This window comes from Kluyvera cryocrescens NBRC 102467, assembly GCF_001571285.1.
Taxonomy (GTDB): Bacteria; Pseudomonadota; Gammaproteobacteria; order Enterobacterales; family Enterobacteriaceae; genus Kluyvera; species Kluyvera cryocrescens.
Map to the genome: position 1 here is coordinate 36,199 of NZ_BCTM01000014.1, position 24,071 is coordinate 60,269.

At 56.2% G+C, this 24,071-nt stretch carries 21 protein-coding genes; 12 read left to right on the forward strand and 9 right to left on the reverse strand.

The window, feature by feature from the left end:
- The first annotated feature begins 186 nt into the window (after nucleotides 1–186).
- The 5 genes from purL to glnB all read left to right on the forward strand — a co-directional run bounded on the left by purL (nucleotide 187) and on the right by glnB (nucleotide 8,537).
- Entirely contained in the window at nucleotides 187–4,074 is a 3,888-nt protein-coding gene (purL, locus tag KCR01S_RS11490) for a phosphoribosylformylglycinamidine synthase (RefSeq protein WP_061282883.1), read from the forward strand.
- Between the two features lie 579 nt (nucleotides 4,075–4,653).
- A complete protein-coding gene (locus KCR01S_RS11495) occupies nucleotides 4,654–6,090 on the forward strand; it encodes a sensor histidine kinase (protein ID WP_061282884.1) in 1,437 nt (478 codons plus the stop codon).
- On the forward strand, nucleotides 6,087–6,800 hold the full coding sequence (qseG, locus tag KCR01S_RS11500) for a two-component system QseEF-associated lipoprotein QseG (RefSeq protein WP_061282885.1): 714 nt from the start codon (nucleotides 6,087–6,089) through the stop codon (nucleotides 6,798–6,800). The genes KCR01S_RS11495 and qseG overlap by 4 nt, the downstream gene beginning before the upstream one ends.
- The gene (gene glrR, locus KCR01S_RS11505) at nucleotides 6,793–8,130 is read left to right on the forward strand and encodes a two-component system response regulator GlrR (RefSeq protein ID WP_061282886.1); all 1,338 of its coding nucleotides are present in this window, start codon (nucleotides 6,793–6,795) and stop codon (nucleotides 8,128–8,130) included. Before qseG ends, glrR begins: the two co-directional genes overlap by 8 nt.
- Before the next feature lie 68 nt (nucleotides 8,131–8,198).
- The gene (gene glnB / locus KCR01S_RS11510) at nucleotides 8,199–8,537 is read left to right on the forward strand and encodes a nitrogen regulatory protein P-II (RefSeq protein ID WP_002438074.1); all 339 of its coding nucleotides are present in this window, start codon (nucleotides 8,199–8,201) and stop codon (nucleotides 8,535–8,537) included.
- A 60-nt stretch (nucleotides 8,538–8,597) separates the two neighbouring features.
- Here the strand turns inward: glnB and hmpA are convergent, their stop codons facing one another.
- Entirely contained in the window at nucleotides 8,598–9,788 is a 1,191-nt protein-coding gene (gene hmpA / locus KCR01S_RS11515) for an NO-inducible flavohemoprotein (RefSeq protein ID WP_061282887.1), read from the reverse strand.
- Between the two features lie 327 nt (nucleotides 9,789–10,115).
- On the opposite strand from hmpA, the gene glyA reads away from it, so the two are divergent.
- Nucleotides 10,116–11,369, forward strand: coding sequence for a serine hydroxymethyltransferase (gene glyA, locus KCR01S_RS11525; RefSeq protein WP_061282888.1), 1,254 nt, complete (start codon nucleotides 10,116–10,118; stop codon nucleotides 11,367–11,369).
- 65 nt (nucleotides 11,370–11,434) lie between these two features.
- Here glyA and KCR01S_RS11530 read toward each other — a convergent pair whose 3' ends face one another.
- The 6 genes from KCR01S_RS11530 to hcaE form a co-directional block, all read right to left on the reverse strand.
- Nucleotides 11,435–11,857, reverse strand: a complete 423-nt coding sequence (locus KCR01S_RS11530; protein ID WP_061282889.1) for a DoxX family protein — start codon at nucleotides 11,855–11,857, stop codon at nucleotides 11,435–11,437.
- Between the two features lie 174 nt (nucleotides 11,858–12,031).
- Nucleotides 12,032–13,234, reverse strand: a complete 1,203-nt coding sequence (gene hcaD, locus KCR01S_RS11535) for a phenylpropionate dioxygenase ferredoxin reductase subunit (protein WP_061282890.1) — start codon at nucleotides 13,232–13,234, stop codon at nucleotides 12,032–12,034.
- 9 nt (nucleotides 13,235–13,243) lie between these two features.
- Nucleotides 13,244–14,056, reverse strand: coding sequence for a 3-phenylpropionate-dihydrodiol/cinnamic acid-dihydrodiol dehydrogenase (gene hcaB, locus KCR01S_RS11540; RefSeq protein WP_061282891.1), 813 nt, complete (start codon nucleotides 14,054–14,056; stop codon nucleotides 13,244–13,246).
- The gene (gene hcaC / locus KCR01S_RS11545) at nucleotides 14,056–14,373 is read right to left on the reverse strand and encodes a 3-phenylpropionate/cinnamic acid dioxygenase ferredoxin subunit (RefSeq protein WP_061282892.1); all 318 of its coding nucleotides are present in this window, start codon (nucleotides 14,371–14,373) and stop codon (nucleotides 14,056–14,058) included. The genes hcaB and hcaC overlap by 1 nt, the downstream gene beginning before the upstream one ends.
- Nucleotides 14,373–14,891: a 3-phenylpropionate/cinnamic acid dioxygenase subunit beta gene (gene hcaF, locus KCR01S_RS11550; protein ID WP_061282893.1), complete on the reverse strand. Its 519-nt coding sequence runs from the start codon at nucleotides 14,889–14,891 to the stop codon at nucleotides 14,373–14,375. The genes hcaC and hcaF overlap by 1 nt, the downstream gene beginning before the upstream one ends.
- Nucleotides 14,888–16,249: a 3-phenylpropionate/cinnamic acid dioxygenase subunit alpha gene (gene hcaE, locus KCR01S_RS11555; protein WP_061282894.1), complete on the reverse strand. Its 1,362-nt coding sequence runs from the start codon at nucleotides 16,247–16,249 to the stop codon at nucleotides 14,888–14,890. Before hcaE ends, hcaF begins: the two co-directional genes overlap by 4 nt.
- A 136-nt stretch (nucleotides 16,250–16,385) precedes the next feature.
- On the opposite strand from hcaE, the gene hcaR reads away from it, so the two are divergent.
- Nucleotides 16,386–17,276, forward strand: coding sequence for a DNA-binding transcriptional regulator HcaR (gene hcaR / locus KCR01S_RS11560; RefSeq protein WP_061282895.1), 891 nt, complete (start codon nucleotides 16,386–16,388; stop codon nucleotides 17,274–17,276).
- Between the two features lie 180 nt (nucleotides 17,277–17,456).
- Nucleotides 17,457–18,593 carry a 3-phenylpropionate MFS transporter gene (locus tag KCR01S_RS11565; RefSeq protein ID WP_061282896.1) on the forward strand — a complete coding sequence of 379 codons (1,137 nt, stop codon included), beginning with the start codon at nucleotides 17,457–17,459 and terminating at the stop codon, nucleotides 18,591–18,593.
- Here KCR01S_RS11565 and csiE read toward each other — a convergent pair.
- Nucleotides 18,590–19,867 carry a stationary phase inducible protein CsiE gene (csiE, locus tag KCR01S_RS11570; RefSeq protein WP_061282897.1) on the reverse strand — a complete coding sequence of 426 codons (1,278 nt, stop codon included), beginning with the start codon at nucleotides 19,865–19,867 and terminating at the stop codon, nucleotides 18,590–18,592. The genes KCR01S_RS11565 and csiE overlap by 4 nt on opposite strands.
- Before the next feature lie 116 nt (nucleotides 19,868–19,983).
- Here csiE and KCR01S_RS11575 point away from each other — a divergent pair, with 116 nt between their 5' ends.
- Together KCR01S_RS11575 and KCR01S_RS11580 are read left to right on the forward strand one after the other, a co-directional pair.
- Nucleotides 19,984–20,622 carry a DUF1007 family protein gene (locus KCR01S_RS11575; protein WP_061282981.1) on the forward strand — a complete coding sequence of 213 codons (639 nt, stop codon included), beginning with the start codon at nucleotides 19,984–19,986 and terminating at the stop codon, nucleotides 20,620–20,622.
- Entirely contained in the window at nucleotides 20,613–21,593 is a 981-nt protein-coding gene (locus KCR01S_RS11580) for a nickel/cobalt transporter (RefSeq protein WP_061282898.1), read from the forward strand. Before KCR01S_RS11575 ends, KCR01S_RS11580 begins: the two co-directional genes overlap by 10 nt.
- 81 nt (nucleotides 21,594–21,674) lie before the next feature.
- On the opposite strand, the gene suhB is transcribed toward KCR01S_RS11580, so the two are convergent.
- Nucleotides 21,675–22,478: an inositol-1-monophosphatase gene (gene suhB, locus KCR01S_RS11585; RefSeq protein WP_061282899.1), complete on the reverse strand. Its 804-nt coding sequence runs from the start codon at nucleotides 22,476–22,478 to the stop codon at nucleotides 21,675–21,677.
- A gap of 118 nt (nucleotides 22,479–22,596) precedes the next feature.
- Between suhB and trmJ the strand changes: the two genes are divergently transcribed.
- Together trmJ and iscR are read left to right on the forward strand one after the other, a co-directional pair.
- On the forward strand, nucleotides 22,597–23,331 hold the full coding sequence (gene trmJ, locus KCR01S_RS11590) for a tRNA (cytosine(32)/uridine(32)-2'-O)-methyltransferase TrmJ (protein ID WP_061282900.1): 735 nt from the start codon (nucleotides 22,597–22,599) through the stop codon (nucleotides 23,329–23,331).
- Between the two features lie 239 nt (nucleotides 23,332–23,570).
- Complete coding sequence (gene iscR / locus KCR01S_RS11595; RefSeq protein WP_061282901.1) at nucleotides 23,571–24,062, forward strand: Fe-S cluster assembly transcriptional regulator IscR; 492 nt, start codon at nucleotides 23,571–23,573, stop codon at nucleotides 24,060–24,062.
- The last annotated feature ends 9 nt before the right edge of the window (nucleotides 24,063–24,071 follow it).

The window sequence follows — 24,071 nt, forward strand, 5'->3', positions numbered from 1 at the left end:
TTGAGCGGCATTTTGCTTAACATTACGCCAGTTGGCAACTGATTCGAGAGGTGAGTCACATCTATTGGTAAAGCGCGGCGATGATTTTATTTTGACGCAAACGGTTTCGTCAGGGCGCAGGATTCTCTATAATAGCGCCCGTTCTCCCCCATTGCGCACACTGAAAGCTGAGAAGACGAGAGACTTATGATGGAAATTCTGCGTGGTTCGCCTGCACTGTCTGCATTTCGTATTAACAAACTGCTGACGCGTTTTCAGGCGGCCAACCTCCCGGTTAGCAATATATACGCTGAGTATGTCCATTTTGCCGACCTGGACGCGCCGCTAACCGAAGAAGAGCGGGCCCGACTTGAGCGACTGTTGCAGTATGGCCCAAGTCTTAATAGCCATACGCCTACCGGCAAACTGCTGCTCGTCACCCCCCGCCCTGGCACTATCTCCCCTTGGTCTTCGAAAGCTACCGACATCGCACATAACTGCGGCCTGCAGCAGGTTCTGCGTCTGGAACGCGGCGTAGCGTACTATATTGATGCTGCGAACCTGACCGCTGAACAGGTGGATGCCGTTGCCGCAGAGCTGCACGATCGCATGATGGAGAGCGTTTTTGCCTCGCTGCAGGATGCGGAAAAACTGTTTGCCCATCACCAGCCGGCTCCGGTTGCCAGCGTCGATTTGCTCGGGCAGGGCCGTCAGGCGCTGATTGATGCCAACATCCGTCTTGGCCTGGCACTGGCTGAAGATGAAATCGACTATTTGCAGGATGCGTTTAGCAAACTGGGTCGTAACCCGAACGACATCGAGCTGTATATGTTCGCGCAGGCGAACTCCGAGCACTGTCGTCACAAGATTTTCAACGCCGACTGGATTATCGACGGTAAAAAGCAGCCGAAGTCGCTGTTTAAAATGATTAAAAATACCTTCGAAACCACGCCGGAACACGTACTGTCGGCATACAAAGATAACGCCGCAGTCATGGAAGGTTCTGAAGTTGGCCGCTACTTCGCCGACTACGCGACCGGCCGTTATGATTTCCATCAGGAGCCGGCGCATATCCTGATGAAGGTTGAAACCCACAACCACCCGACGGCAATTTCTCCATGGCCGGGTGCTGCAACCGGCTCCGGCGGTGAAATCCGTGATGAAGGCGCAACCGGTCGCGGTGCGAAGCCAAAAGCCGGGCTGGTGGGCTTCTCCGTTTCTAACCTGCGTATCCCAGGCTTTGAACAGCCGTGGGAAGAAGATTTTGGTAAACCAGACCGCATTGTGACCGCGCTGGACATCATGACCGATGGCCCGCTGGGTGGTGCTGCGTTTAACAACGAATTTGGACGCCCGGCGCTGACCGGCTATTTCCGTACCTATGAAGAGAAGGTAAATAGCCACAACGGTGAAGAGCTGCGCGGTTATCACAAGCCGGTTATGCTGGCCGGTGGGATCGGCAACATTCGCGCCGATCACGTGCAGAAAGGCGAGATCGTCGTTGGGGCGAAACTGATCGTCCTTGGCGGCCCGGCGATGAATATCGGTCTGGGCGGCGGTGCGGCATCGTCAATGGCCTCCGGTCAGTCTGATGCTGACCTCGATTTTGCTTCCGTACAGCGCGATAACCCAGAAATGGAACGCCGTTGCCAGGAAGTTATCGATCGCTGCTGGCAGTTGGGCGATGCGAACCCAATTCTGTTTATCCATGATGTCGGCGCGGGCGGCCTGTCTAACGCCATGCCGGAGCTGGTCAGCGATGGTGGACGCGGTGGTAAATTCGAACTGCGTGACATTCTTAGCGATGAACCAGGCATGAGCCCGCTGGAAATCTGGTGTAACGAATCCCAGGAGCGCTACGTGCTGGCGGTTGCTGCTGACCAGTTGCCGCTGTTTGAAGAGCTGTGTAAACGCGAGCGCGCGCCTTATGCGGTGATCGGTGAAGCCACCGAAGAACAGCATCTGACCATGAATGACCGTCATTTCGACAATCAACCTATCGATCTGCCGCTTGACGTGCTGCTTGGCAAAACGCCGAAAATGACCCGTGACGTCCAGACGCTGAAGGCGAAAGGTGAAGCGCTGGCGCGGGAAAATATCTCGCTGGCCGATGCGGTAAACCGCGTGCTGCACCTGCCAACCGTGGCCGAGAAAACCTTCCTCGTCACCATTGGTGACCGTACGGTGACCGGCATGGTGGCGCGCGATCAGATGGTTGGCCCATGGCAGATCCCGATAGCGAACTGCGCCGTCACCACTGCGAGCCTCGATAGCTACTACGGCGAAGCGATGGCGATTGGTGAACGTGCGCCGGTCGCACTGCTGGACTTCGCGGCCTCCGCCCGTCTGGCGGTGGGTGAAGCGCTGACCAACATTGCCGCCACTCAGATTGGCGATATCAAACAGATTAAACTCTCCGCGAACTGGATGTCGGCTGCCGGTCATCCGGGTGAAGATGCTGGCCTTTATGAGGCGGTGAAAGCCATTGGCGAAGAGATGTGCCCTGCGTTAGGCCTGACCATCCCGGTGGGTAAAGACTCCATGTCGATGAAAACCCGCTGGCAGGAAGGCAACGAGCAGCGTGAGATGACCTCACCGCTGTCGCTGGTGATTACCGCCTTTGCGCGTGTAGAAGATGTGCGTCATACCATTACACCGCAGTTGGTTACTGAAGATAACGCCCTGCTGCTGATTGATCTTGGTAAAGGTCACAATACGCTGGGCGCAACCGCGCTGGCGCAGGTTTATCGTCAGTTGGGCGACAAGCCAGCCGACGTTCGCGACGTGGCGCAGCTGAAAGGCTTCTACGACGCCATTCAGGCGCTGGTTGCTGCGCGTAAGCTGCTGGCCTATCACGACCGTTCCGACGGCGGCCTGCTGGTGACTCTGGCAGAGATGGCGTTTGCCGGACACTGCGGTGTTGAAGCTGATATCGCGACCTTAGGCGACGATCGTCTGGCGGCGCTGTTTACCGAAGAGCTTGGCGCGGTGATTCAGGTGCGTGCCGCCGATCGCGACGCGGTTGAAGCGATTCTGGCCGCCAACGGTTTAGCGGACTGCGTGCATTATCTTGGCCGGGCCGTTGCGGGTGACCGCTTCACCCTGACCGCGAATGGCCAGCCGGTGTTCAGCGAGAGCCGTACCCAGCTGCGTATGTGGTGGGCTGAAACCACCTGGCAGATGCAGCGTCTGCGCGACAATCCGGAATGTGCTGACCAGGAGCATGACGCAAAAGCGAACGATAACGACCCGGGCCTCAACGTGAAGCTCACTTTCGATATCGATGCCGATGTGGCTGCGCCGTACATTGCGACCGGTGCGCGCCCGAAAGTTGCCGTTCTGCGTGAGCAGGGCGTGAACTCTCACGTTGAGATGGCTGCTGCCTTCCATCGTGCGGGCTTTGATGCCATTGACGTGCACATGAGCGATCTGCTGGCGGGCCGTCTCGGCCTTGACGCCTTCGATGCGCTGGTTGCCTGCGGTGGCTTCTCTTACGGTGACGTATTAGGTGCTGGCGAAGGTTGGGCCAAATCCATTCTGTTCAATAACCGCGTTCGTGATGAATTCGCCACTTTCTTCCACCGTCCGCAGACGCTGGCGCTGGGTGTGTGCAACGGTTGCCAGATGATGTCCAATCTGCGCGAACTGATCCCGGGCAGCGACCTGTGGCCTCGCTTCGTGCGTAACCACTCAGACCGCTTCGAAGCGCGCTTCAGCCTGGTTGAAGTCGCCAGCAGCCCGTCTCTGCTGCTGCAGGGGATGGAAGGTTCGCGTATGCCAATCGCCGTTTCTCACGGTGAAGGCCACGTGGAAGTCCGCGATGGTGCGCATCTGGCTCAGCTTGAAAGCAAAGGCCTGGTGGCTCTGCGCTTCGTCGACAACTTCGGCAAGGTGACGGAAACCTACCCAGCTAACCCGAACGGCTCGCCAAACGGTATTACGGCAGTCACCAGCGAAAGCGGCCGCGTGACCATTATGATGCCGCACCCTGAGCGCGTATTCCGCTCCGTGTCCAACTCCTGGCACCCAGAAAACTGGGGCGAGGACAGCCCGTGGATGCGAATTTTCCGTAACGCGCGTAAACAGCTCGGTTAAGTTAACGGTTATCACATCAGGCCCCTCTTATTGAGGGGCTTTTTTTTTGCCCGCCGCCGCCGTGGGCAAACGCTGATATCCCTGACCGTTCGCAGTGTCGGGAAAGCCCGACATTGCGGGTAGTGTACTGTCGCCAAAAAGAGACATTTAATTATCTGATATATAACGAATTTATACTTTAGTTGTACTGGTGTTGCTAATAGGCGACACAAAGGTCAAAAAGCGCTCAGCGCAGCGATAGGCCTTTATTGGTATATTTTCTATATTTATCATTATGTTAATTAATTGTTTTGTAATGTGGCACGCATCGTGCATAATAATAACCAGTGGCTCATTCACCTTCTTATGTCAGCCCCTTCGGGACGTGCTACATAAACTTCGAATGACGCACAACAAGGTGCCTGCCGTCCAGCAACTGATAATAGCTCTGCTTTATCAATCATCGGGCGAAACGTTGAGTTAGGCACCGCCTTATTCCAGAACAAAGCCGGGCTTATGCCCGGCTTTGTTCTTTCTGACCTTTCCCTCTCCGGTAACCTCAGTTAGCATTCCTGTATGTTGCTTTATTGAGACACCACCTTGAAACGCCTCTCACTTTCTCCACGTTCGCTGCGTCAGCTGGTGACGTTATCTTTTCTGCTGATCCTGTTGCCGCTGTTAGTACTGGCATGGCAGGCATGGCAGAGTCTGAATATGCTAAGCGCACAGGCAGAGCAGACTAACCGCACCACGCTTATTGATGCCAGACGCAGCGAAGCGATGGCCAACATTGCGCTGGATATGGAGCGCAGCTACCGTCAGTACTGCGTACTCGACGACCCGACTTTGGCCAAGGTGTATCAGAACCAACGTAAGCGTTATGGCGATATGCTCGAAGCACATGCGGGCGTACTGCCTGATATGGCTCTCTATCAGCAGTTGCGGCAGAATCTACACGATCTGGCGCAGTTGGAGTGCACCAACAGCGGGCCGAAAAAAATGGCGGCTGAACGTTTGGCCGCCTTCTCCAGCGCCAACGGTGAAATGGTGCAGGCGACACGTACCGTGGTCTTTTCCCGCGGGCAGCAGCTGCAACAGGCAATTGCCGAAAGGGGCCAGTTCTTTGGCTGGCAGGCGCTGGTGCTGTTTCTGGTCAGCCTGGCGATGGTATTGCTATTCACCCGCATGATTATCGGCCCGGTGAAGGGGATTGAGAGTATGATTAACCGCCTGGGGGAAGGGCAGTCGCTTGACGGTGAAGTGATGTTCCGTGGGCCGCGCGAGCTACGTTCCGTTGGCCGGCGCATCGTCTGGCTGAGTGAACGCCTGTCATGGCTGGAGTCTCAGCGCCACCAGTTTTTACGCCATCTGTCCCATGAATTAAAAACACCGCTCGCCAGCATGCGCGAGGGTACCGAACTGTTGGCCGATCAGGTGGTGGGGCCGCTTAATGCGGAACAAAAAGAGGTGGTCGCCATTCTCGACAGCAGCAGCCGCAATCTGCAAACGCTGATTGAGCAACTGCTGGACTACAACCGCAAGCTCAGCGAAACCGCGATACGCATGGAGCCGGTCACCCTGTCACCATTGGTTGATATGGTCGTTTCTGCGCACAGCCTGCCGGCGCGGGCTAAAATGATGCACACGCAGGTTGACCTTCAGGCACCTGCCTGCCTGGCGGAGCCAACGTTACTGATGAATGCGCTGGATAATCTCTATTCGAATGCGGTGCACTATGGCACTGAATCCGGTAACATTTATCTGCAAAGCCGCCGGGAAGGGGCGAGGATTATTATTGATGTGATCAATACAGGTACACCTATCCCGGATGCTGAAAAATTAATGATCTTCGAGCCTTTTTATCAGGGTAGCCATCAGCGTAAAGGTGCGGTGAAGGGCAGCGGTCTTGGCTTAAGCCTGGCGCGTGACTCGGTGCGTAAAATGCACGGCGAGCTCCATCTCATCGACGCACAGAACGGCAGCGTCTGTTTCCGTATTGAACTCCCGGCTCCCGGGCTCGAAAAAACAACCACATGAATCGATATCGAGTGACTATGCCCCAATTTTTAACGCGTTTAAACCGGCGACAACTGCCGTGGCGTGGCGGGTTATTTGGCCTCGCCTGCCTGGTTTTATCCGGCTGTCATACTTCGCTGGCGCCGCATGCCGCTGGCTCCAGCAGCGACGGTAACGAACCGCGCCAGCAGGTGGCTGATTACCTGTCGACTGATTGCGATGATATCTGGGCACTGAGCGGCGAGGCGGCGGAAAATAATCCGCTTTATTGGCTGCGCGGCATGGATTGTGCTGACCGTCTTCCGGCGGCGCGCGCTCGCGCCGATGCCAATGCGCTGCCGATGGAAAGCTGGCAGGGGGCTTTCAAACGCGGCATTTTGCTGTCGGATGCGAAAATCACCCCGACCGAGCGTCGGCAGGTGGTGGCCAACATTGATGCCCTCAGTTCAAATATCCCGGCGCGGATTCGCCCACTTTATCAAATCTGGCGTAATGACCAGACGCTACAGCTTTCGCTTGCCGATGAGCGTCAGCGCTACAGCAAGCTGCAGGAAACCAGCGATGCCCAACTGGACGCGCTGCGTTTGCAACAGCAGCAGCTACAGGCGGAGCTGGATTTAACCACCCGTAAGCTGCAAAACCTGACGGATATTGAACGTCAGCTTTCCAGCCGTAAACCGGGGGCTGATATGACCCACGGCGGCGCAACTGACGAGGATAAACATGACTAACCGTAAACCCGCGCATCTGCTGCTGGTGGATGACGATCCCGGCCTGCTAAAACTGCTGGGCATGCGTTTAACCAGCGAAGGGTATCGCGTAGTCACCGCCGAAAGCGGTCAGCAAGGATTACGGGTGCTGGCAAAAGAGCGTATCGATCTGGTCATCAGCGATTTGCGGATGGATGAGATGGACGGGCTACAGTTGTTTAGTGAAATTCAGAAAGTCCAGCCCGGGATGCCGGTGATTATCCTCACCGCGCACGGCTCCATTCCGGATGCGGTTGCTGCCACTCAGCAAGGGGTGTTCAGCTTCTTAACCAAGCCGGTTGATAAAGACGCGTTATATAAAGCGATTGATGAAGCGCTGGAGCGCTCGTCTCCGGCGATGGATGAACAGTGGCGGGAAGCGATCGTCACCCGCAGTCCGCTGATGCTGCGGCTGCTGGAGCAGGCGCAGATGGTCGCACAGTCCGATGTCAGCGTGCTGATTAACGGCCAAAGCGGTACCGGCAAAGAGATTCTGGCGCAGGCGATTCATAACGCCAGCCCGCGCCACGCCAAGCCTTTTGTGGCCATCAACTGCGGGGCGCTGCCGGAGCAGTTGCTGGAGTCTGAACTGTTTGGCCACGCGCGCGGTGCGTTTACCGGCGCGGTGAGCAATCGGGAAGGGCTATTCCAGGCGGCCGAGGGTGGCACGCTGTTTCTGGATGAAATTGGTGATATGCCCGCGCCGCTGCAGGTCAAACTGCTACGCGTGCTGCAGGAACGTAAGGTGCGCCCGCTGGGCAGTAATCGCGATCTGGAGATCAACGTGCGCATTCTTTCGGCAACCCACCGGGATCTGCCGAAGGCGATGGCGCGCGGCGAATTTCGTGAGGATCTTTTCTACCGGCTTAACGTGGTCAACCTGAAGATCCCAACGCTTGCCGAGCGCACAGAAGATATTCCGCTGCTTGCCAATTACCTGCTGCGCCAGGCTGCCGATCGGCATAAACCTTTTGTCAGGGCTTTTTCAACCGATGCCATGAAGCGGCTGATGGCGGCAAACTGGCCGGGCAACGTGCGTCAGTTGGTCAACGTAATCGAGCAGTGCGTAGCGTTAACCTCCTCGCCGGTGATCAGTGATGCGCTGGTGGAGCAGGCCCTTGAGGGCGAGAATACCGCGCTACCGACCTTCGTCGAGGCGCGCAATCAGTTTGAGCTTAACTACCTGCGTAAGCTGCTGCAAATTACCAAAGGCAACGTCACCCACGCGGCCAGAATGGCCGGCCGAAACCGCACCGAGTTTTATAAACTGCTCTCGCGGCATGAACTGGATGCGAACGATTTTAAAGAGTAGCACCCGACATACGTCTGATTTATGATACGGTGAGCAACCGGTTACGCGATAAAAACGACAGGAACACCATGAAAAAAATTGATGCGATTATTAAACCCTTCAAACTCGATGACGTACGTGAAGCGCTAGCAGAAGTTGGCATCACCGGGATGACGGTAACGGAAGTGAAAGGCTTTGGTCGTCAGAAAGGCCATACCGAACTCTATCGTGGTGCGGAATACATGGTGGACTTCCTGCCGAAGGTCAAAATTGAAATCGTGGTGACTGACGATATCGTCGATACCTGTGTGGATACCATTATCCGTACTGCGCAGACCGGTAAAATTGGCGACGGTAAAATTTTCGTCTTTGACGTGGCGCGCGTGGTGCGTATCCGTACCGGCGAAGAAGACGACGCGGCGATTTAATCCGCATCGCTACCCTGATTCAGAAGGCCCGATAACGCAATGCGTATCGGGCCTTTTTCATTACAGGACCTTATGCGGGCCGAAGCATTCGTAGTGAATACGCTCGGCGTTCACGCCCAGATCCACCAGCTGTTTCGCGGCGTACTGCATAAAGACGACCGGACCACAGAGATAGAACTGCATCTGCGGATCCTGCAGACTCGCAGCCAGTGGCGCCAGCGTCATCAGGCCTTCACTGTCAAACGCCTTACTCTGACGGTCGCTGTCGGTGGGGGTGCGATACCACAGATGAGAGGTAAAGTGCGGCAGTTGCGCGCCCAGCGCGTTAACTTCATCAGCAAAGGCATGCACCTCGCCGTTTTCCGCCGCATGGAACCAGTTTACCTGCGCTGGATGACGGTTTTTCGCTAGCGTATCCAGCATCGCCAGCATCGGCGTCTGCCCAACGCCGCCAGAGATCAGCGTCACCGGCGTTTCAGGCGTTACCTGCAGGAAGAAGTCCCCGGCCGGCGCGGCCAGATACACTACATCACCTTCTTTAGCGGCGTTGTGCAGCCAGTTTGATACCTGGCCGCCGTCTTCGCGTTTTACCGCGATACGATAACTTTTGCCGTCTGGCTTACGGGTCAGGGAGTACTGACGAATTTCCTGGAACTCAAAACCTTCCGGCTTCAACCATACCGCCAGATACTGACCTGGCTGGTAGTCTGCCACCGGCTGACCATCGACGGGCTCCATTTCAAAGCTGGTGATCAGCGCACTACGCGGGGTTTTATTGATGATGCGGAACGCGCGCGTGCCTTCCCAGCCGCCGGTTTTGCTGGCGCTCTCGCGATAGATTTCGGCTTCGCGGTTAATAAACACGCCGGCCAATACGCCGTAGGCTTTACCCCAGGCGTCCAGGACTTCCTGGCCTGGGCTGAACATCTCATCCAGCGTGGCCAGCAGGTGGCCGCCGACGATGTCGTACTGTTCAGGTTTAATCTGGAAGCTGGTGTGCTTCTGGGCAATTTTCTCGACCGCGGGCAGCAGGGCCGCCAGGTTTTCAATATTGCTGGCGTAGGCGGCAATCGCGTTGAACAGCGCTTCGCGCTGGTCGCCGTTGCGCTGATTGCTCATATTGAAAATCTCTTTCAGTTCCGGATTATGGGCGAACATCCGGTCATAAAAGTGGGCGGTGAGCTTCGGGCCGGTCTCGACCAGCAGGGGAATGGTGGCTTTTACGGTGGCGATGGTTTGAGCATCAAGCATGGCAGGTCTTCCTTTGATTATCACTTAATGTTGCATATTAAATGCATCTTATAAAAATACCCCTGCTTTGTAAATGGTTCTTTGTCATATTGCACCAACTCGGTTACAAGATGAATTATTCGCATCACAATCCTGAAAAGAAATCCGCTTCATGGCGTAAGGCCTTTATTCCTCAAGCCCTTGTGTGGCTTGAAGGTAAACGTTTGCGTAATTTCGTTTGTCAAGACCTGTTATCACAGAACGATTCGGTTATACTGTTGGCCGTTGTCCAACAGGACTGCCTTTTTCAGGTCAAAATTTTATTGTTAGCTGAGTCAGGAGATGCGGATGTTAAAGCGTGAAATGAACATTGCCGATTATGATGCCGAATTGTGGCAGGCTATGGAGCAAGAAAAAGTACGTCAGGAAGAGCACATTGAACTGATCGCCTCCGAAAACTACACCAGCCCTCGCGTTATGCAGGCGCAGGGTTCTCAGCTGACCAACAAATATGCTGAAGGTTATCCAGGCAAACGCTACTACGGTGGCTGTGAATACGTTGACGTTGTTGAGCAACTGGCAATTGACCGCGCGAAAGAACTGTTTGGCGCAGACTACGCTAACGTTCAACCGCACTCCGGTTCTCAGGCTAACTTCGCGGTCTACACCGCACTGCTGCAGCCGGGCGATACCGTTCTGGGTATGAACCTGGCACAGGGCGGCCACCTGACTCACGGCTCCCCAGTTAACTTCTCCGGCAAGCTGTACAACATCATCCCTTACGGTATCGATGAATCCGGTAAAATTGACTACGAAGACATGGCGAAGCAGGCTCAGGAACACAAACCGAAGATGATCATCGGTGGCTTCTCTGCCTACTCCGGCATCGTTGACTGGGCCAAAATGCGTGAAATCGCAGACAGCATCGGCGCATACTTGTTCGTTGATATGGCACACGTTGCGGGTCTGATTGCTGCGGGCGTTTACCCGAACCCGGTTCCACACGCACACGTAGTCACCACGACCACCCACAAAACCCTGGCGGGCCCACGCGGTGGCCTGATCCTGGCGAAAGACGGTAGCGAAGAGCTGTACAAAAAACTGAACTCCGCTGTCTTCCCAAGCGCCCAGGGCGGCCCGCTGATGCACGTGATCGCCGGTAAAGCCGTCGCGCTGAAAGAAGCGATGGAGCCTGAGTTCAAAATCTACCAGCAGCAGGTTGCGAAAAATGCTAAAGCGATGGTGGAAGTGTTCCTGAACCGTGGTTACAAAGTGGTTTCTGGCGGTACTGAAAACCACCTGTTCTTGCTGGATCTGGTGGATAAAAACCTGACCGGTAAAGAAGCTGATGCCGCGCTGGGCCGTGCTAACATCACCGTTAACAAAAACAGCGTACCAAACGATCCGAAGAGCCCGTTTGTGACCTCCGGTATCCGTATCGGTTCTCCAGCGGTGACTCGCCGTGGCTTCAAAGAAGCCGAAGTGAAAGAGCTGGCTGGCTGGATGTGTGACGTGCTGGACAACATCAATGATGAAGCCACCATCGAACGCATTAAAGCGAAAGTACTGGAAATCTGTGCTCGCTTCCCGGTTTACGCATAAGCGTGATGGGTGAGATGTGAAAAAGGCCGCGAAAGCGGCCTTTTTTTTGCCCAATGGACGACGACTTAACGTCTATCCAGCGAGAGTTTCCCCGGCCCGACGATGGCCAGCAGTAGGAATCCACCAGCAATACTGATGTTTTTGTAGAAGTTAATCATATTCGGCATCACCGCATCGCCGGTCATGTTCCAGTAGTGGTGGCCAATCACCGCGGTGCCCAGCGTATAGAACACAAAAATCACCGCCAGAGGGCGGGTGAAGAAGCCTAAAATCACCAGAATAACCGCAGGGACTTCCATCAAAATGGCAATGATTGCCGCGACGGAAGGCAGGGGGGCACCCGACGAGGCCATATATTGCACGGTGCCGTCAAAGTTGAGCATTTTGGGGTAGCCGGAAAGAATAAACAGCAGCACGATGGCAATACGGGCAATCAGCAGCAGTAGATCGCGTGAAGCGCCGAAGTCGAGATAGCGAAGACAGTTCATGGCAGTTCCTTTGTGTAAGTGCGTATGATTTAAACGTAATACACAATTTTGTGACCTGCCACACAGGAACGCGAAATCAGTATTTCGGCGGATAGGTTGTCGGGCTCCGTGGCGTTGACCGCCGCGATAAACGCCCTCGTTCACAGAGGTGAGGGCGTTTTCCGCGATGCCGCATTATAACGATTTTAATGCCACGGTTTCGTCGCACAGCGCGTCTGCACTCACCGGGCGAGAGGACTGAATCAGCTTGCGCAGCACCCGGACTTCACGTCCGTTATTGAGCGTCACCGCACCCGCGAGGGCACCATCGCGCAGGTTGAACCAGATCGCTTTTCCCTGTTCCGGGCTGCCGCGCAGTTGCCACGCGTCACCCTGCATATCGCCGACAAATTGCAGGTTATCGCGGTATTGATCGGTCCAGAACCAGCCCGCGGCGGCCGCGGTCAGCGGTTGACCAAGCATCGATGCGGCGGCCGTCTGCGCCTGCAGGTTGGCATTTTCCCAACTTTCGACCCGGCGTAGCGCACCGTCCGGTTGACGCACGAGTGCAACATCGCCGGCGGCGAAAATGGCCGGGTCCGAGGTCGTGCAGGTGCTGTCAACGATAATGCCGTTGTCCGTCTCAAGACCGACATCGCGAGCCAGCGCGTCATTGGCCACAATACCGATACCGTAGACGACCGCATCGGCGCTCAGCGTTTCGCCATTTTGCGGCGTGAGAAGAAGGCGTTCACCCGCCAGTGCATGCTCAATCGCGCAGTTGAGCAGCACCCGCACGCCTGCCTGCTGATGGCGAGCCAAAAGATAGTCGCGTACGGGCGGCGGGGCGTTGCGGCCCATCACCGTGGCGGCCTGTTCGACAACCGTCACCTGGCAGCCGCGCTGAATTGCACTGGCGGCGAGTTCGAGGCCGATAGTGCCGGCACCCACAATCACCAGCGATTTACCCGGCTGAAGCACCTGGCGCAGGCGTTCAGCGTCACCGGCGTGGCGCAGGGTCAAACAGCGCTCGCCCAGCGCATCAAGCAGCGGTAGCGGCCGTGCCGCCGCGCCGGTGGCAAACAGCAGCTGCGTCCAGCGATAGGTTTGACCGTCCGTCAGCGTCAGAGTATGCGAGACGCGATCCAACTGGCGAATCGTCACTCCCAGATGCAGCTGCACGTTGTTGTCCTGCCACCAGTTGGCCGGCAGGACCGGCTGCAGTTGCGGGTTTTCGTCCAGTAGCATGGCTTTCGACAGCGGCGGCCGCTCGTAGGGCAGGTGCATTTCATCGGAAAAAAGATGCAGCGTACCGCGAAAGCCCCGCTGGCGAAGCGCGGCGGCGGCCATAGCGGCAGCCTGTCCGCCGCCAATAATGGCAATAATCTGTTCGCTCATGACAGCTCCTTAAAGATCCAGTCCGGCGGCAACGTGACGGATCCCTCGGATCCCAAGACCCGCATCGGCATTAATCATCACGCCGCTGAGCGCGCGGTTATTACGCCGCGAGGCCAGCATCAGATACGGGCCGGTGAAATCGGCGGGTTCTGGGAAAAACTGTAGCGGCAGAATGGCAGCGATTTTTTCCGGCGTCAGCGACTGCATAATGGATGTATCGCTTTGCCCCAAAGCCTGCGGCCCTCGCAGGTCGGTGGCCATGCCGCAGGGACCGACACCGTTAACACGAACTTTCGGCGCCAGCTCGTAGGCCAACTGGCGGATAAGTCCGGTCGCCGCATGCTTGCTGGCGGTATACAGCGGGCCGCCGCCGCCGGGATACCAGGCCGCGTTGGAGAGAGTAAAGATCATGCTGCCTTGGCTTGCGATAAGCGCCGGGGCGCAGGCCTTGGCTCCCAGCAAATAGCCCAGCACGTTAACGTTAAACAGCTCGTGGAAGCCGCTCTCCAGCGAGTCGGCAGGCGTATTGACCAGCGAGGCGTTGTGATCCCAAATCCCGGCGTTGCCGATGAAACAGTCCAGTCTGCCGAAGGCGTTAAGGAGTTGTTCCACCGCGCGCTGATAGTCGGCGTAGCAGGTCACGTTGCCTTCAACCGCCAGAACGTGCTCGCCGAAACGCTGGCGCAGGCTGGCGACTTTCGCCGCCGATAGCTCCAGCGTGGCAACCTTCGCCCCTTCTTCAATAAAACGCTCAACCAGCGCCAGCCCCAGGCCGGAACCGCCGCCGGTGATAAATACCACTTCATCACGTAAATCGCTCATCACGCCTCCTCGGGAAGATCAATAAACACTTCGCTACCTTCGACGTGCACGGCATAGGTGGTGAGTGCATCGGTTGCCGGCAGGCACAGCGCTTTGCCGGTTTTCAGGCAGAAGCTGGCAGCGTGCAGCGGGCATTCCACGGTGGCGTCGTCTTCCAGATAACCTTCCGACATTGAGGCGTTACCGTGGCTACAGCGGTCATTGATGGCATAAAACTCCCCGCCGATATGAAATAAGGCGATGACGGGCGTGGTTTCGAGGCGAAGGGCTTCCCCCTCCGGCAGCTCCGCAGTGGAGCAGGCAAAGATTCGGTTCATCAGAAGAGTACGCTCAGGTTATGGGAGGCGATCACCGCTTGATCGAGCACGATCTCGCGGGCTATCAGGCGCCACTCGTCGCCCGGTAGGCGACGGACTTTATCCACGCGCGTGCCGACGTACAACGTCTCGTCGCGCTCCTTTTGTGCACGTGACAGCAGATAGTTGAGGCGCACGGCGAACACGTCCGGCTGCTCGGTTTCGCTGATCTGCAGATTGCTTATCAGATGTCGGGTACGGGATGGGGGCTCTTCCGCCCATGCCATGCCGGTTTCCAGGCGGGCAATACGCCGCTCAAGCTGATCTTTATTGTCGTTAAAAATCCAGGTGGTTGGCGGCTGCACGCCTTTACGACGGTCGCGGGTTTGGGCGTTGACGGTGGTGCGCATGGTGTAGCGGATATCGTCATCAAGCTGCGCCAGCCAGTCGTGGAACTGCCAGTCGTCCAACAGACGCGCTTCTTCAAACAAGAACTGGCTGATGCGATGATGTAGCTCCAAAGAGACGAGGGCATTCATTTCATCACCTCCTGCTGATAGGCGGCGGTTTTCGCGTTGATTTCCTGCCAGCTTTCGCTGCTGAGCAGATCGGCCCAGCGCTGGTACATGCCGCGGGCCGCGGTTTCTGAGAAGATGTAGTTGGTGATCCCCGGGATACCATCATCGCGACGTTTTTCCTGGCCTAACCCCATCTCCAGGCACAGGCTGGTATTGCGCGCCCGGTGGCCTTTGAGCAGTTTTTGAATTTCACACCAGTTTTCTGAGTCGTCTTGCTCTAAGAATCCGGCCGGGCCGAAAGCGCGGGTGGCGCTATTTTCAAAGGCTGCTTTGACTTCATCGGATGCGGCTTTATCGGTGAGACAGAAAGCCCATACTTCCACCTGATCCGGGCCGCGTGGGTGCCAAACGCGCAGCGTGGCGGTACCGTTAAGCCAGGAGAGCGTGGGGAAAATATTGTTATGGCCGGCGAGACGCAGGGCGCGTACTTTTCCCAGACGCTGTTCGGCTTCCGCATAGGTCTCGCGGTAATAGCTGGAGACTTCACCGTCCACCCAAACGTTGGCGTCCGGTTGTTCGGTAAAGAAGAAGCCGCTGCCGTGTCCATCCTGGCCAAACTGCAGCGCGTCTTTGGCGGTTTCCCATACCGGACGGGCGGTTTGCCCATCGCCCAAGCGTTTGTCGCTACCGTCATCTTTCGCCCCCAGCACCTGCACCGCTGAGGCGTGGCTGAATAACGCATGATATTGGTCGCTGGCAAACTGCTCGGCGGGGAATTTCCAGTTACAGTCGATAACCCATTTCTGTACGCCGCCGACAATTTCCGTGCCGCCTTCGCGACGGTCGAGTACGCCGTCCAGGTACCAGGCCATGTCGCCCAGATAGTCACGCAGCGTTGGCGCGGTGGTATCCCAGTTGCCGAAGATAAGTCCCTTGTAGCTCTCGACGCACGGGACCTCATTCAGGCCCCAATGTGATTTGCACAGCCCCTGAGGGTAGGCTCGTGGCTCCAGGGGAACATCAATAAGCTCGCCGTTGATCCCGTAGGACCAGCCGTGATAAGGGCAGGTGAAAGCGCGGGTGTTACCGCAGTCGGCATAGCTCACGCGCATTGCGCGATGGCGGCACTGGTTTAAAAACGCCTTGATGCTGCCGTCCTTTTGGCGCACCACTACTACGGCGTCTTCGCCCATGTAGGTGTTAAAGAAATCGCCCGCTTTGGGGATCTGGCTTTCATGGGCCAGGAATAGCCAGCAGCGACCAAAGATCCGCTCCTGTTCGAGCTGATAGATTTCGGGATCGGTATAAATACGTGGGGTCACCCGACCGTGTTGGGTGTCTACCAGTTGGTAAACGTCGAGTTTGGCTTTTGTGGTCATATTTTTTAATCCTGCAGGGTAAGAGGTATTGACCTTCTATTTTTTGTGTCATCCTTATGTTGCTTGTGGGTTATGGGCATGTGAAATAGATAATTTCTACCAGCTGAGACGTTTTATCGATAACAAGGAGATGGGAATGGAGCTGAGGCATTTACGCTATTTCGTCGCAGTGGCACAGGAACTCAATTTCACCCGGGCGGCGGAAAAACTGCATACCTCACAGCCTTCCCTCAGTAGCCAAATTCGCGATCTGGAGCAGTGCGTTGGCGTGGCGCTGCTAGAGCGTGATAAGCGAAAGGTGACGTTAACCAGTGCAGGAGAGGGTTTTCTGGCCGATGCGCTGGCCATTCTCGAACAGGCGGAAAACGCGAAAATGCGCGCCCGCAAGGCCGCGCTCGATAACGATCATCTGGCGATCGGTTTTGTCCCTTCAGCCGAAGTGAACCTGCTGCCGCGCGTACTGCCGATGCTGCGTATGCGGCAGCCGGAGACGGATATTGAGCTGGTGAGCCTGATAACCACCCAGCAGGAAGAAAAGCTGCGCAGCGGCGAGCTGGACGTGGGGCTGATGCGCTATCCCGTCGTGGGCCAGGATATCAACGTGGTGGAGCTGTTTCATGAACCGCTGGTGGTGGTGCTGCCGGCGGACCATCCGCTGGCGAGCGAAAGCCGTATCTCCGCTCAACAGCTGCACGGCGTTGACTTTGTGACCACCGACCCGGACTACTCCGGCGAGTTGTCGGCGGTGGTCAAAGCGTGGTTTGAAAAAGAGCATAGCCAGCCGAATATTGTGCAGGTGGCGACCAATATTCTGGTCACCATGAATCTCGTTGGAATGGGGCTGGGCGCGACTTTGATACCCGGTTATATGAATAATTTTAATACTGGTCAGGTGGTTTTTCGGCCAATTGACGGCGAGGCGCCGACCCTGGCGCTGCTGATGGCCTGGAAAAAGGGCGAACTCAAACCGGCTTTACAGGATTTTATCGAACTGGCGCAGCGCCAGCGTGAACCCGCCAATCTCTAGCGTGAGATTTTTCTACGCCGTCAGGAGGTTGCCCCGCTGAAGCGGCGGTTTTCGGCCCTGAACGGCAACAATAACCGACAAAGGTGATATCTGTCACAGTTCTCTGGTAAGCAGGATGAGTAATACTCTTCGAAATGCGCGTTGAGTCAGTAGACTAAGGCCTCCAAAACGGGAGGACCCATGGTTTTGCACTCCACGCGCTGGCTGGCGCTCAGTTACTTCACCTATTTCTTTAGCTACGGTATTTTTCTGCCTTTCTGGAGCGTCTGGCTCAAAGGGGTGGGGCTGTCGCCCGAAACCATCGGTATTTTACTTGGCGCGGGTCTGGTCGCGCGTTTTCTCGGAAGTCTGCTGATTGCCCCGCGCGTCAGTGACCCATCGCGCTTGATTCGCGTGTTACGCATTCTCGCGCTGATGACGCTGCTGTTTGCTTTGACCTTCTGGGCGGGTAACCACGTTGCCTGGCTGATGGTGGTGATGATCGGCTTTAACCTGTTCTTCTCGCCGCTGGTGCCGTTAACCGACGCGCTGGCAAACACCTGGCAAAAACAGATAACCATGGATTATGGGCGGGTGCGGCTGTGGGGGTCGATTGCCTTTGTGATTGGCTCCGCGCTGACCGGCAAGCTGGTGAGCCTATACGGTTATCAGGTCATTTTGTTGATGCTGAGCCTGGGCGTGGCATCCATGCTGCTGGGGATGCTGTTGAAACCCTCAGTGATGCCGCTGGGCGAGTCTCGCCATCAGGAATCCGTTGGCTGGTCGGCCTGGCGTAGGTTAGTGGCCCAAAACTGGCGCTTTCTTGCCTGCGTCAGTTTGCTGCAGGGGGCGCACGCGGCCTATTACGGCTTTAGCGCCATTTACTGGGAAGGGGCAGGTTATTCGGCGTCGGCCATTGGCTATTTGTGGTCCTTAGGTGTGGTTGCGGAGGTAGTGACCTTTGCCCTGAGTAAAAAGGTCTTCCGTCGTTTCAGCGCTCGCGATCTGCTGCTGCTGTCGGCCATTTGCGGGGTAATTCGTTGGGGGCTGATGGGCTGGACGACCAGTCTGCCGTGGCTGATTCTGATTCAAATCCTTCACTGCGGTACCTTTACCGTCTGCCACCTGGCAGCGATGCGCTACATTGCGGCGCGTCAGGGCGGTGAGGTGATTCGCCTGCAGGCGGTCTATTCTGCGGTGGCGATGGGCGGCAGTATTGCGGTGATGACGATGTTTGCCGGATTCCTGTATCAGCATTTGCATCAGGGGCTGTTCTGGGTGATGGCGTTGGTCGCGCTGCCGGCCGTGCTACTGCGCCCCAAAACGGTCGCGCGCTAAGTCTCCAGTATTTTACAGATGTGCTGCTGCTGATGCTCGCTAAGCGACTGCTCGGCGTGTATCAGCGGCGGTGAGAACAGCGGCAGGACGATGGCGTAAGGCGAGATCACCAGCGTGCTGTCCTTCGGCGCGCCTTCTTTCTGGAAAATGGGGACCGCCAAATACTTCACATTGAGCGGCAGCAGAGTCAGCTCACGCAGCTGCTGTTCAATTTCCTGTTCCAGCGACGGATTATCACCGGTTAATAACACTACCTGTTTTTCGTGCAATTCGCTCTCCTGCATCAGTCCTGCGCCAAAAATCACCGCAATCAACGCCGCTTCATCATCGCTAAAGCGCAGGCCATAGCGTGCCTCAAACTCGCACAGCGCCTGGCGAGTCGTGCGGATGAGCCTAGGGTAGAGGCGGTGAATTTCCTCGGATAAGTGGTTGTCGATACCAATCTTAAAAATGCAGCGATTGAGCGCCTGCGCCAGATGAATATAAAGGTGCTGACTTAAGCCTTTTTCATCGGTAAAACGGCAGCCGGCGGTGCGTTGAAATTGGTCGACTAATTGCGTGACGGCCTGCTGTAGCCGTTGGTCCTGATCGCGTTCGTCGTGATTCGGGTCCGGGATTTTTAGCAGCATAAAAAGCAGCGCCAGAAAATGCTGTTCGTTATGGTCGGGAATTTGCCGCACGCGTCGCTGCCAGTGGCGCACGATCTCCGCCGCCGTCTGGAATTCGGCGCTTGCGCTGGCCCATGCGCTTTGTTGTGTAGAGAACTGCGGGCTTTCTCCTTGATGATGCTGTAACAGGCAGTACTGCAAATAGAGGCGTAAAAATTGCCCATCGCGGGATTCAAACTGCCGTTGCAAACTGCGCCCACAGCGGTTGACCAGCGCCTGCAGATTGGTTTCGTCATAGAGGTTACGGGCGATTTTTAGCTGTTTAAGCTGTGTTTTAATCGCGGGCGTAAAATGGTGGCTGATGAAATGCGGACACAGGCGCAAAGCACGGCGAAGCCAGTGCAGTAAGCACAGGCGCAGGTCGAGGTTCGTGCCTTCAATCCGATAGCTGCCATCCGCCAAAGTGGCGATCGCCAGGCGATGGTAACGCTCGATCTCCTGTCCGGCATCAACGAGATCTTGCCGGGCCGTTGAAACATCGACATTATTCACTTTGCCAATATATTCCGGCGTAATGACATGTCCAGGGAGATACAGCATCAGCAGCGCCTGGCAACGGCGCTGCGGACTGGAAAGCACAGATGGCGGTTCGTGTACGGTCATCATCTGTTGGCATCCAGCAGCAGGTATTAGGAATAAGCGTAGACAAAAGATAACGGCAGCTAATGGGCTTTCGCTTAGGAATGCTGGCGGCGGTCACAGAATTTTTCACTGAGGAACGGATGAAGAGAGTGAAACAATGCGCGGTTATGGTGTTTCTTGCGGTTTTATCGTTAAGTGCCCGCGCGCACCCGCACAGTTTTATCACTATCACCAATCAGCTGGTGGTCAGTGACGGCCAGCTCACCGGCATGAACATGCGCTGGACGATGGACGAACTGACATCCGCCGATCTGCTCTACGACGCCGGAAATGCCAAGCCGGGGGATGAAGTGTGGAAAAAACTGGCGGCTGAGGTGATGGCCAACGTGCTGGGGCAGCACTATTTTTCTGAATTGTGGCATGACGGGAAAAAGGTCAAGTTTGATAATTTGCCCACCGCCTATGGCCTGGCGCGGCAGGGGCATCAGGCGGTGCTGACCTTCACGCTACCGCTGGCAAAGCCGCAGCCGCTGGCCGGACAGACCTATATCTTCTCCACTTTCGATCCCACCTATTACGTCGATATGAGTTATGAAAAAGACGGCGATGTCGCCTTTGCACCTGATTATAAAGGCGCGTGTAAAGTGAGCGTGCATACGCCAAAGCCTAATGAAGATATGCTGCTGTACGCCCAGTCGCTCGATAAAGAAGATGCACCGGCAGAGGACATGGAGTTAGGTAAGCAGTTTGCGCAGAAGGTGACCATACAATGTCCGTGATCTCCGTTAATCGCCGCCCCGCGCGCCGTTGGCTACAGCTATGGCCCTTGTTGATTTTCGCCGTCGCGGCCATCGGCGGGTTGCTCTGGCTGTGGCAGGTCTGGCCGCAGGTGATGCTCAAGAGCGTTATCTGGCAGCGCGAAGTTAACCAGCAGATGAGCAGCCTGCTCAAAGCGGTGGCCGCCAATCCGGGACAGGCGGGGATGACGCTGCTGCTATTTAGCTTCACCTATGGCGTGCTGCATGCGTTAGGGCCGGGTCACGGTAAAGTGGTGATCACCACCTGGCTTGCCACGCATCCATCCAAACTGAAATCAAGCATTGGCCTGACGCTGGCGGCTTCTTTATTACAGGGGCTGGTGGCGATTGCGCTGGTGGTCGTGGTGCTGAGCGTCCTGCAACTGCCGGCGCGCCAACTGCATTTAAGCAGTTTCTGGCTGGAGAAGGGCAGCTACGCGCTGGTTGGCGTACTGGGGCTACTGCTGTGCTGGCGAGCGCTAAAAAAGCTCCGCGTGCTACTGCGAAAACTGAAATTCACCGCGTTCACCCCACAGCATGTCCATCACGACGGCTGCGGCTGCGGGCATCAGCATATGCCGAATCCCGACCAACTTGCGCGTGACGACGACTGGCGCGCCAGGTTGATGATTATTCTTTCAATGGGAATGCGTCCATGTTCAGGGGCGATTATGGTGCTGCTGTTCAGTAAGGTGATTGGCGTATTTGCCTGGGGAATGGCCTCGGCGCTGGCAATGGCGGCGGGTACATCATTGACTATCACCTCGTTAGCGCTGCTGGTGCATGGGTTTCGCATGCTGGCGGTCAAACTGAGTGGTAATAAAACGCCGGCGCTGTGGCGACAGGTGGGCTGGAGCACGCTGGCATTAGCCGGCGGCGTCATTCTGGTCGTTGCGGCGGTAGTGATGTGGGGAAGTGCGGTTCCGGCGGGACGTGGGCTGCGTCCATTCTAAAAAAAAGGCCGGATAGTGGCTGACGCCCTATCCGACCTTCAATCTTGTTACCCGGTAAGCATCACGCTACCGGGTAATCACTTAGCGCTTCAGCGCTTCGCTCAGTTCGTCACGCATGTTAGCCAGCATGGCTTTCACAACGCGTGGGTTACCCGCAACGATGTTGCCGGTCATCATGTAGTTGTGGCCGCCGGTGAAGTCACACACCAGTGCACCAGCTTCACGAGCGATCAGTTCGCCTGCCGCGAAATCCCAAGGCTTCAGGCCAATCTCGAAGTAGCCATCAACGCGCGCCGCAGCCACGTAGGCCAGATCCAGCGCAGCAGAACCGGTGCGACGGAAGTCCGCGCATTCGGTGAACATGTTGCCGAGGATTTTCATGTAAGCCGGAGCGTGCTGCTTCGCTTTGAATGGGAAACCGGTAGCGATGATGGTGCCATCCAGGTCGCGAGCGATGCTGCCACGCAGACGGTAGCCGTTGAGCTGTGCGCCCTGACCGCGGGTAGCGGTGAACAGTTCGTTACGCATTGGATCGTAAACAACGGCGACTTCAGTACGGCCTTTGATGCGTACTGCGATGGATACCGCGAAGTGCGGCAGACGTTTGATAAAGTTGGTGGTGCCATCCAGTGGATCGATAACCCATTGTACATCCAGATCTTCGCCAACATGTTCACCGCTTTCTTCGGTGATAATGGTGTGTTGCGGGTAAGATTTGCGGATTGTTTCGATAATAATCGCTTCGGCGGCTTTATCGACGTTAGTCACGAAATCGTTACTGCCTTTCTGGCTCGTTTCTACTGAGTCAGGCGTTTCATAGTGTTTGGCAATTACATTACCCGCCTTGCGCGCTGCGCGCACGGCGATGGTCAGCATCGGATGCATCGGTCTCTCTCACTGGATGTTAAAGAACGGGAAAACGGCGCAGAGTATAGCAGCGAGAAAGGAACATGTCTTCGTTTTATGATAATATGGCCGAATAATCTTTAGACGAAGAATGACAATGCTGCAAAATATCCGAATCGTACTGGTCGAAACCTCTCATACCGGCAACATGGGCTCCGTGGCCCGCGCGATGAAAACCATGGGTTTAACTAACCTGTGGTTGGTTAACCCGCTGGTGAAACCAGACTCCCAGGCTATCGCCCTCGCGGCAGGCGCCAGCGACGTTATTGGTAACGCGCAGATCGTCGATACGCTGGACGAAGCGCTGGCCGGGTGTAGCCTGGTGGTGGGGACCAGTGCGCGTTCCCGTACTCTGCCGTGGCCGATGCTTGACCCACGTGAATGCGGCTTGAAAAGCGTCGCAGAAGGCGCGCATGCGCCGGTAGCGCTGGTGTTTGGCCGTGAACGCGTTGGCCTGACCAACGACGAATTGCAAAAATGTCACTATCACGTGGCGATTGCTGCAAACCCTGAGTACAGCTCGCTGAACCTGGCGATGGCGGTACAGGTCATTGCGTATGAAGTACGTATGGCCTGGCTGGCATCACAGGAAAGCGATGCGCCGGTGGTTGAACAAGATGAGACGCCTTATCCGCTGGTCGACGACCTGGAACGTTTCTATGGCCATCTGGAGCAAACGCTGCTGTCTACCGGCTTTATTCGTGAAAACCACCCGGGACAGGTGATGAATAAACTGCGTCGCATGTTTACCCGCGCCCGTCCGGAAAGCCAGGAGCTGAACATCCTGCGCGGTATTCTGGCGTCGATTGAACAGCAGAATAAAGGCAAGTAGCTGCGCTGAGGCCGGATAGCGCCTGCTTATCCGGCCCGCTGGGCGTGCAATGTGTTGTCCCAATAAGCGAAGCACTTTCTGGCAGATGAATACCGCACGGAACGCCAAATACCTGACTAATTTACTCAAGTAAATAGTTGACTGTTTTAGTCGGGAATGTCAGACTTGGCCCTGCTATGCAATACCCCCACTATTATTAAAAACCCCGGGCAGGGGCGAGTTTTGAGGTTAAGTAAGACATGAGACTGACATCTAAAGGGCGTTATGCCGTGACCGCGATGCTGGACGTTGCACTCAACTCCGAATCGGGCCCGGTACCGTTGGCCGATATTTCTGAACGTCAGGGAATCTCACTCTCCTATCTGGAGCAGCTGTTTTCCCGTCTGCGTAAAAATGGATTAGTATCCAGCGTTCGCGGACCAGGCGGTGGTTATCTGCTGGGGAAAGAAGCTATCCACATCGCAGTGGGTGAAGTGATTAGCGCAGTGGATGAGTCCGTTGACGCGACCCGCTGTCAGGGTAAAGGTGGCTGCCAGGGCGGCGATAAATGTTTGACCCACGCACTGTGGCGCGATCTGAGCGACCGTCTGACCGGTTTCCTGAACAACATCACCTTAGGTGAACTGGTAAATAACCAGGAAGTTCTGGATGTGTCTGGCCGCCAGCATTCGCATGACACCTCCCGCAATAATCGCGTACAAGACGCAATCGACGTTAAGTTACGTGCATAATCTACCGGC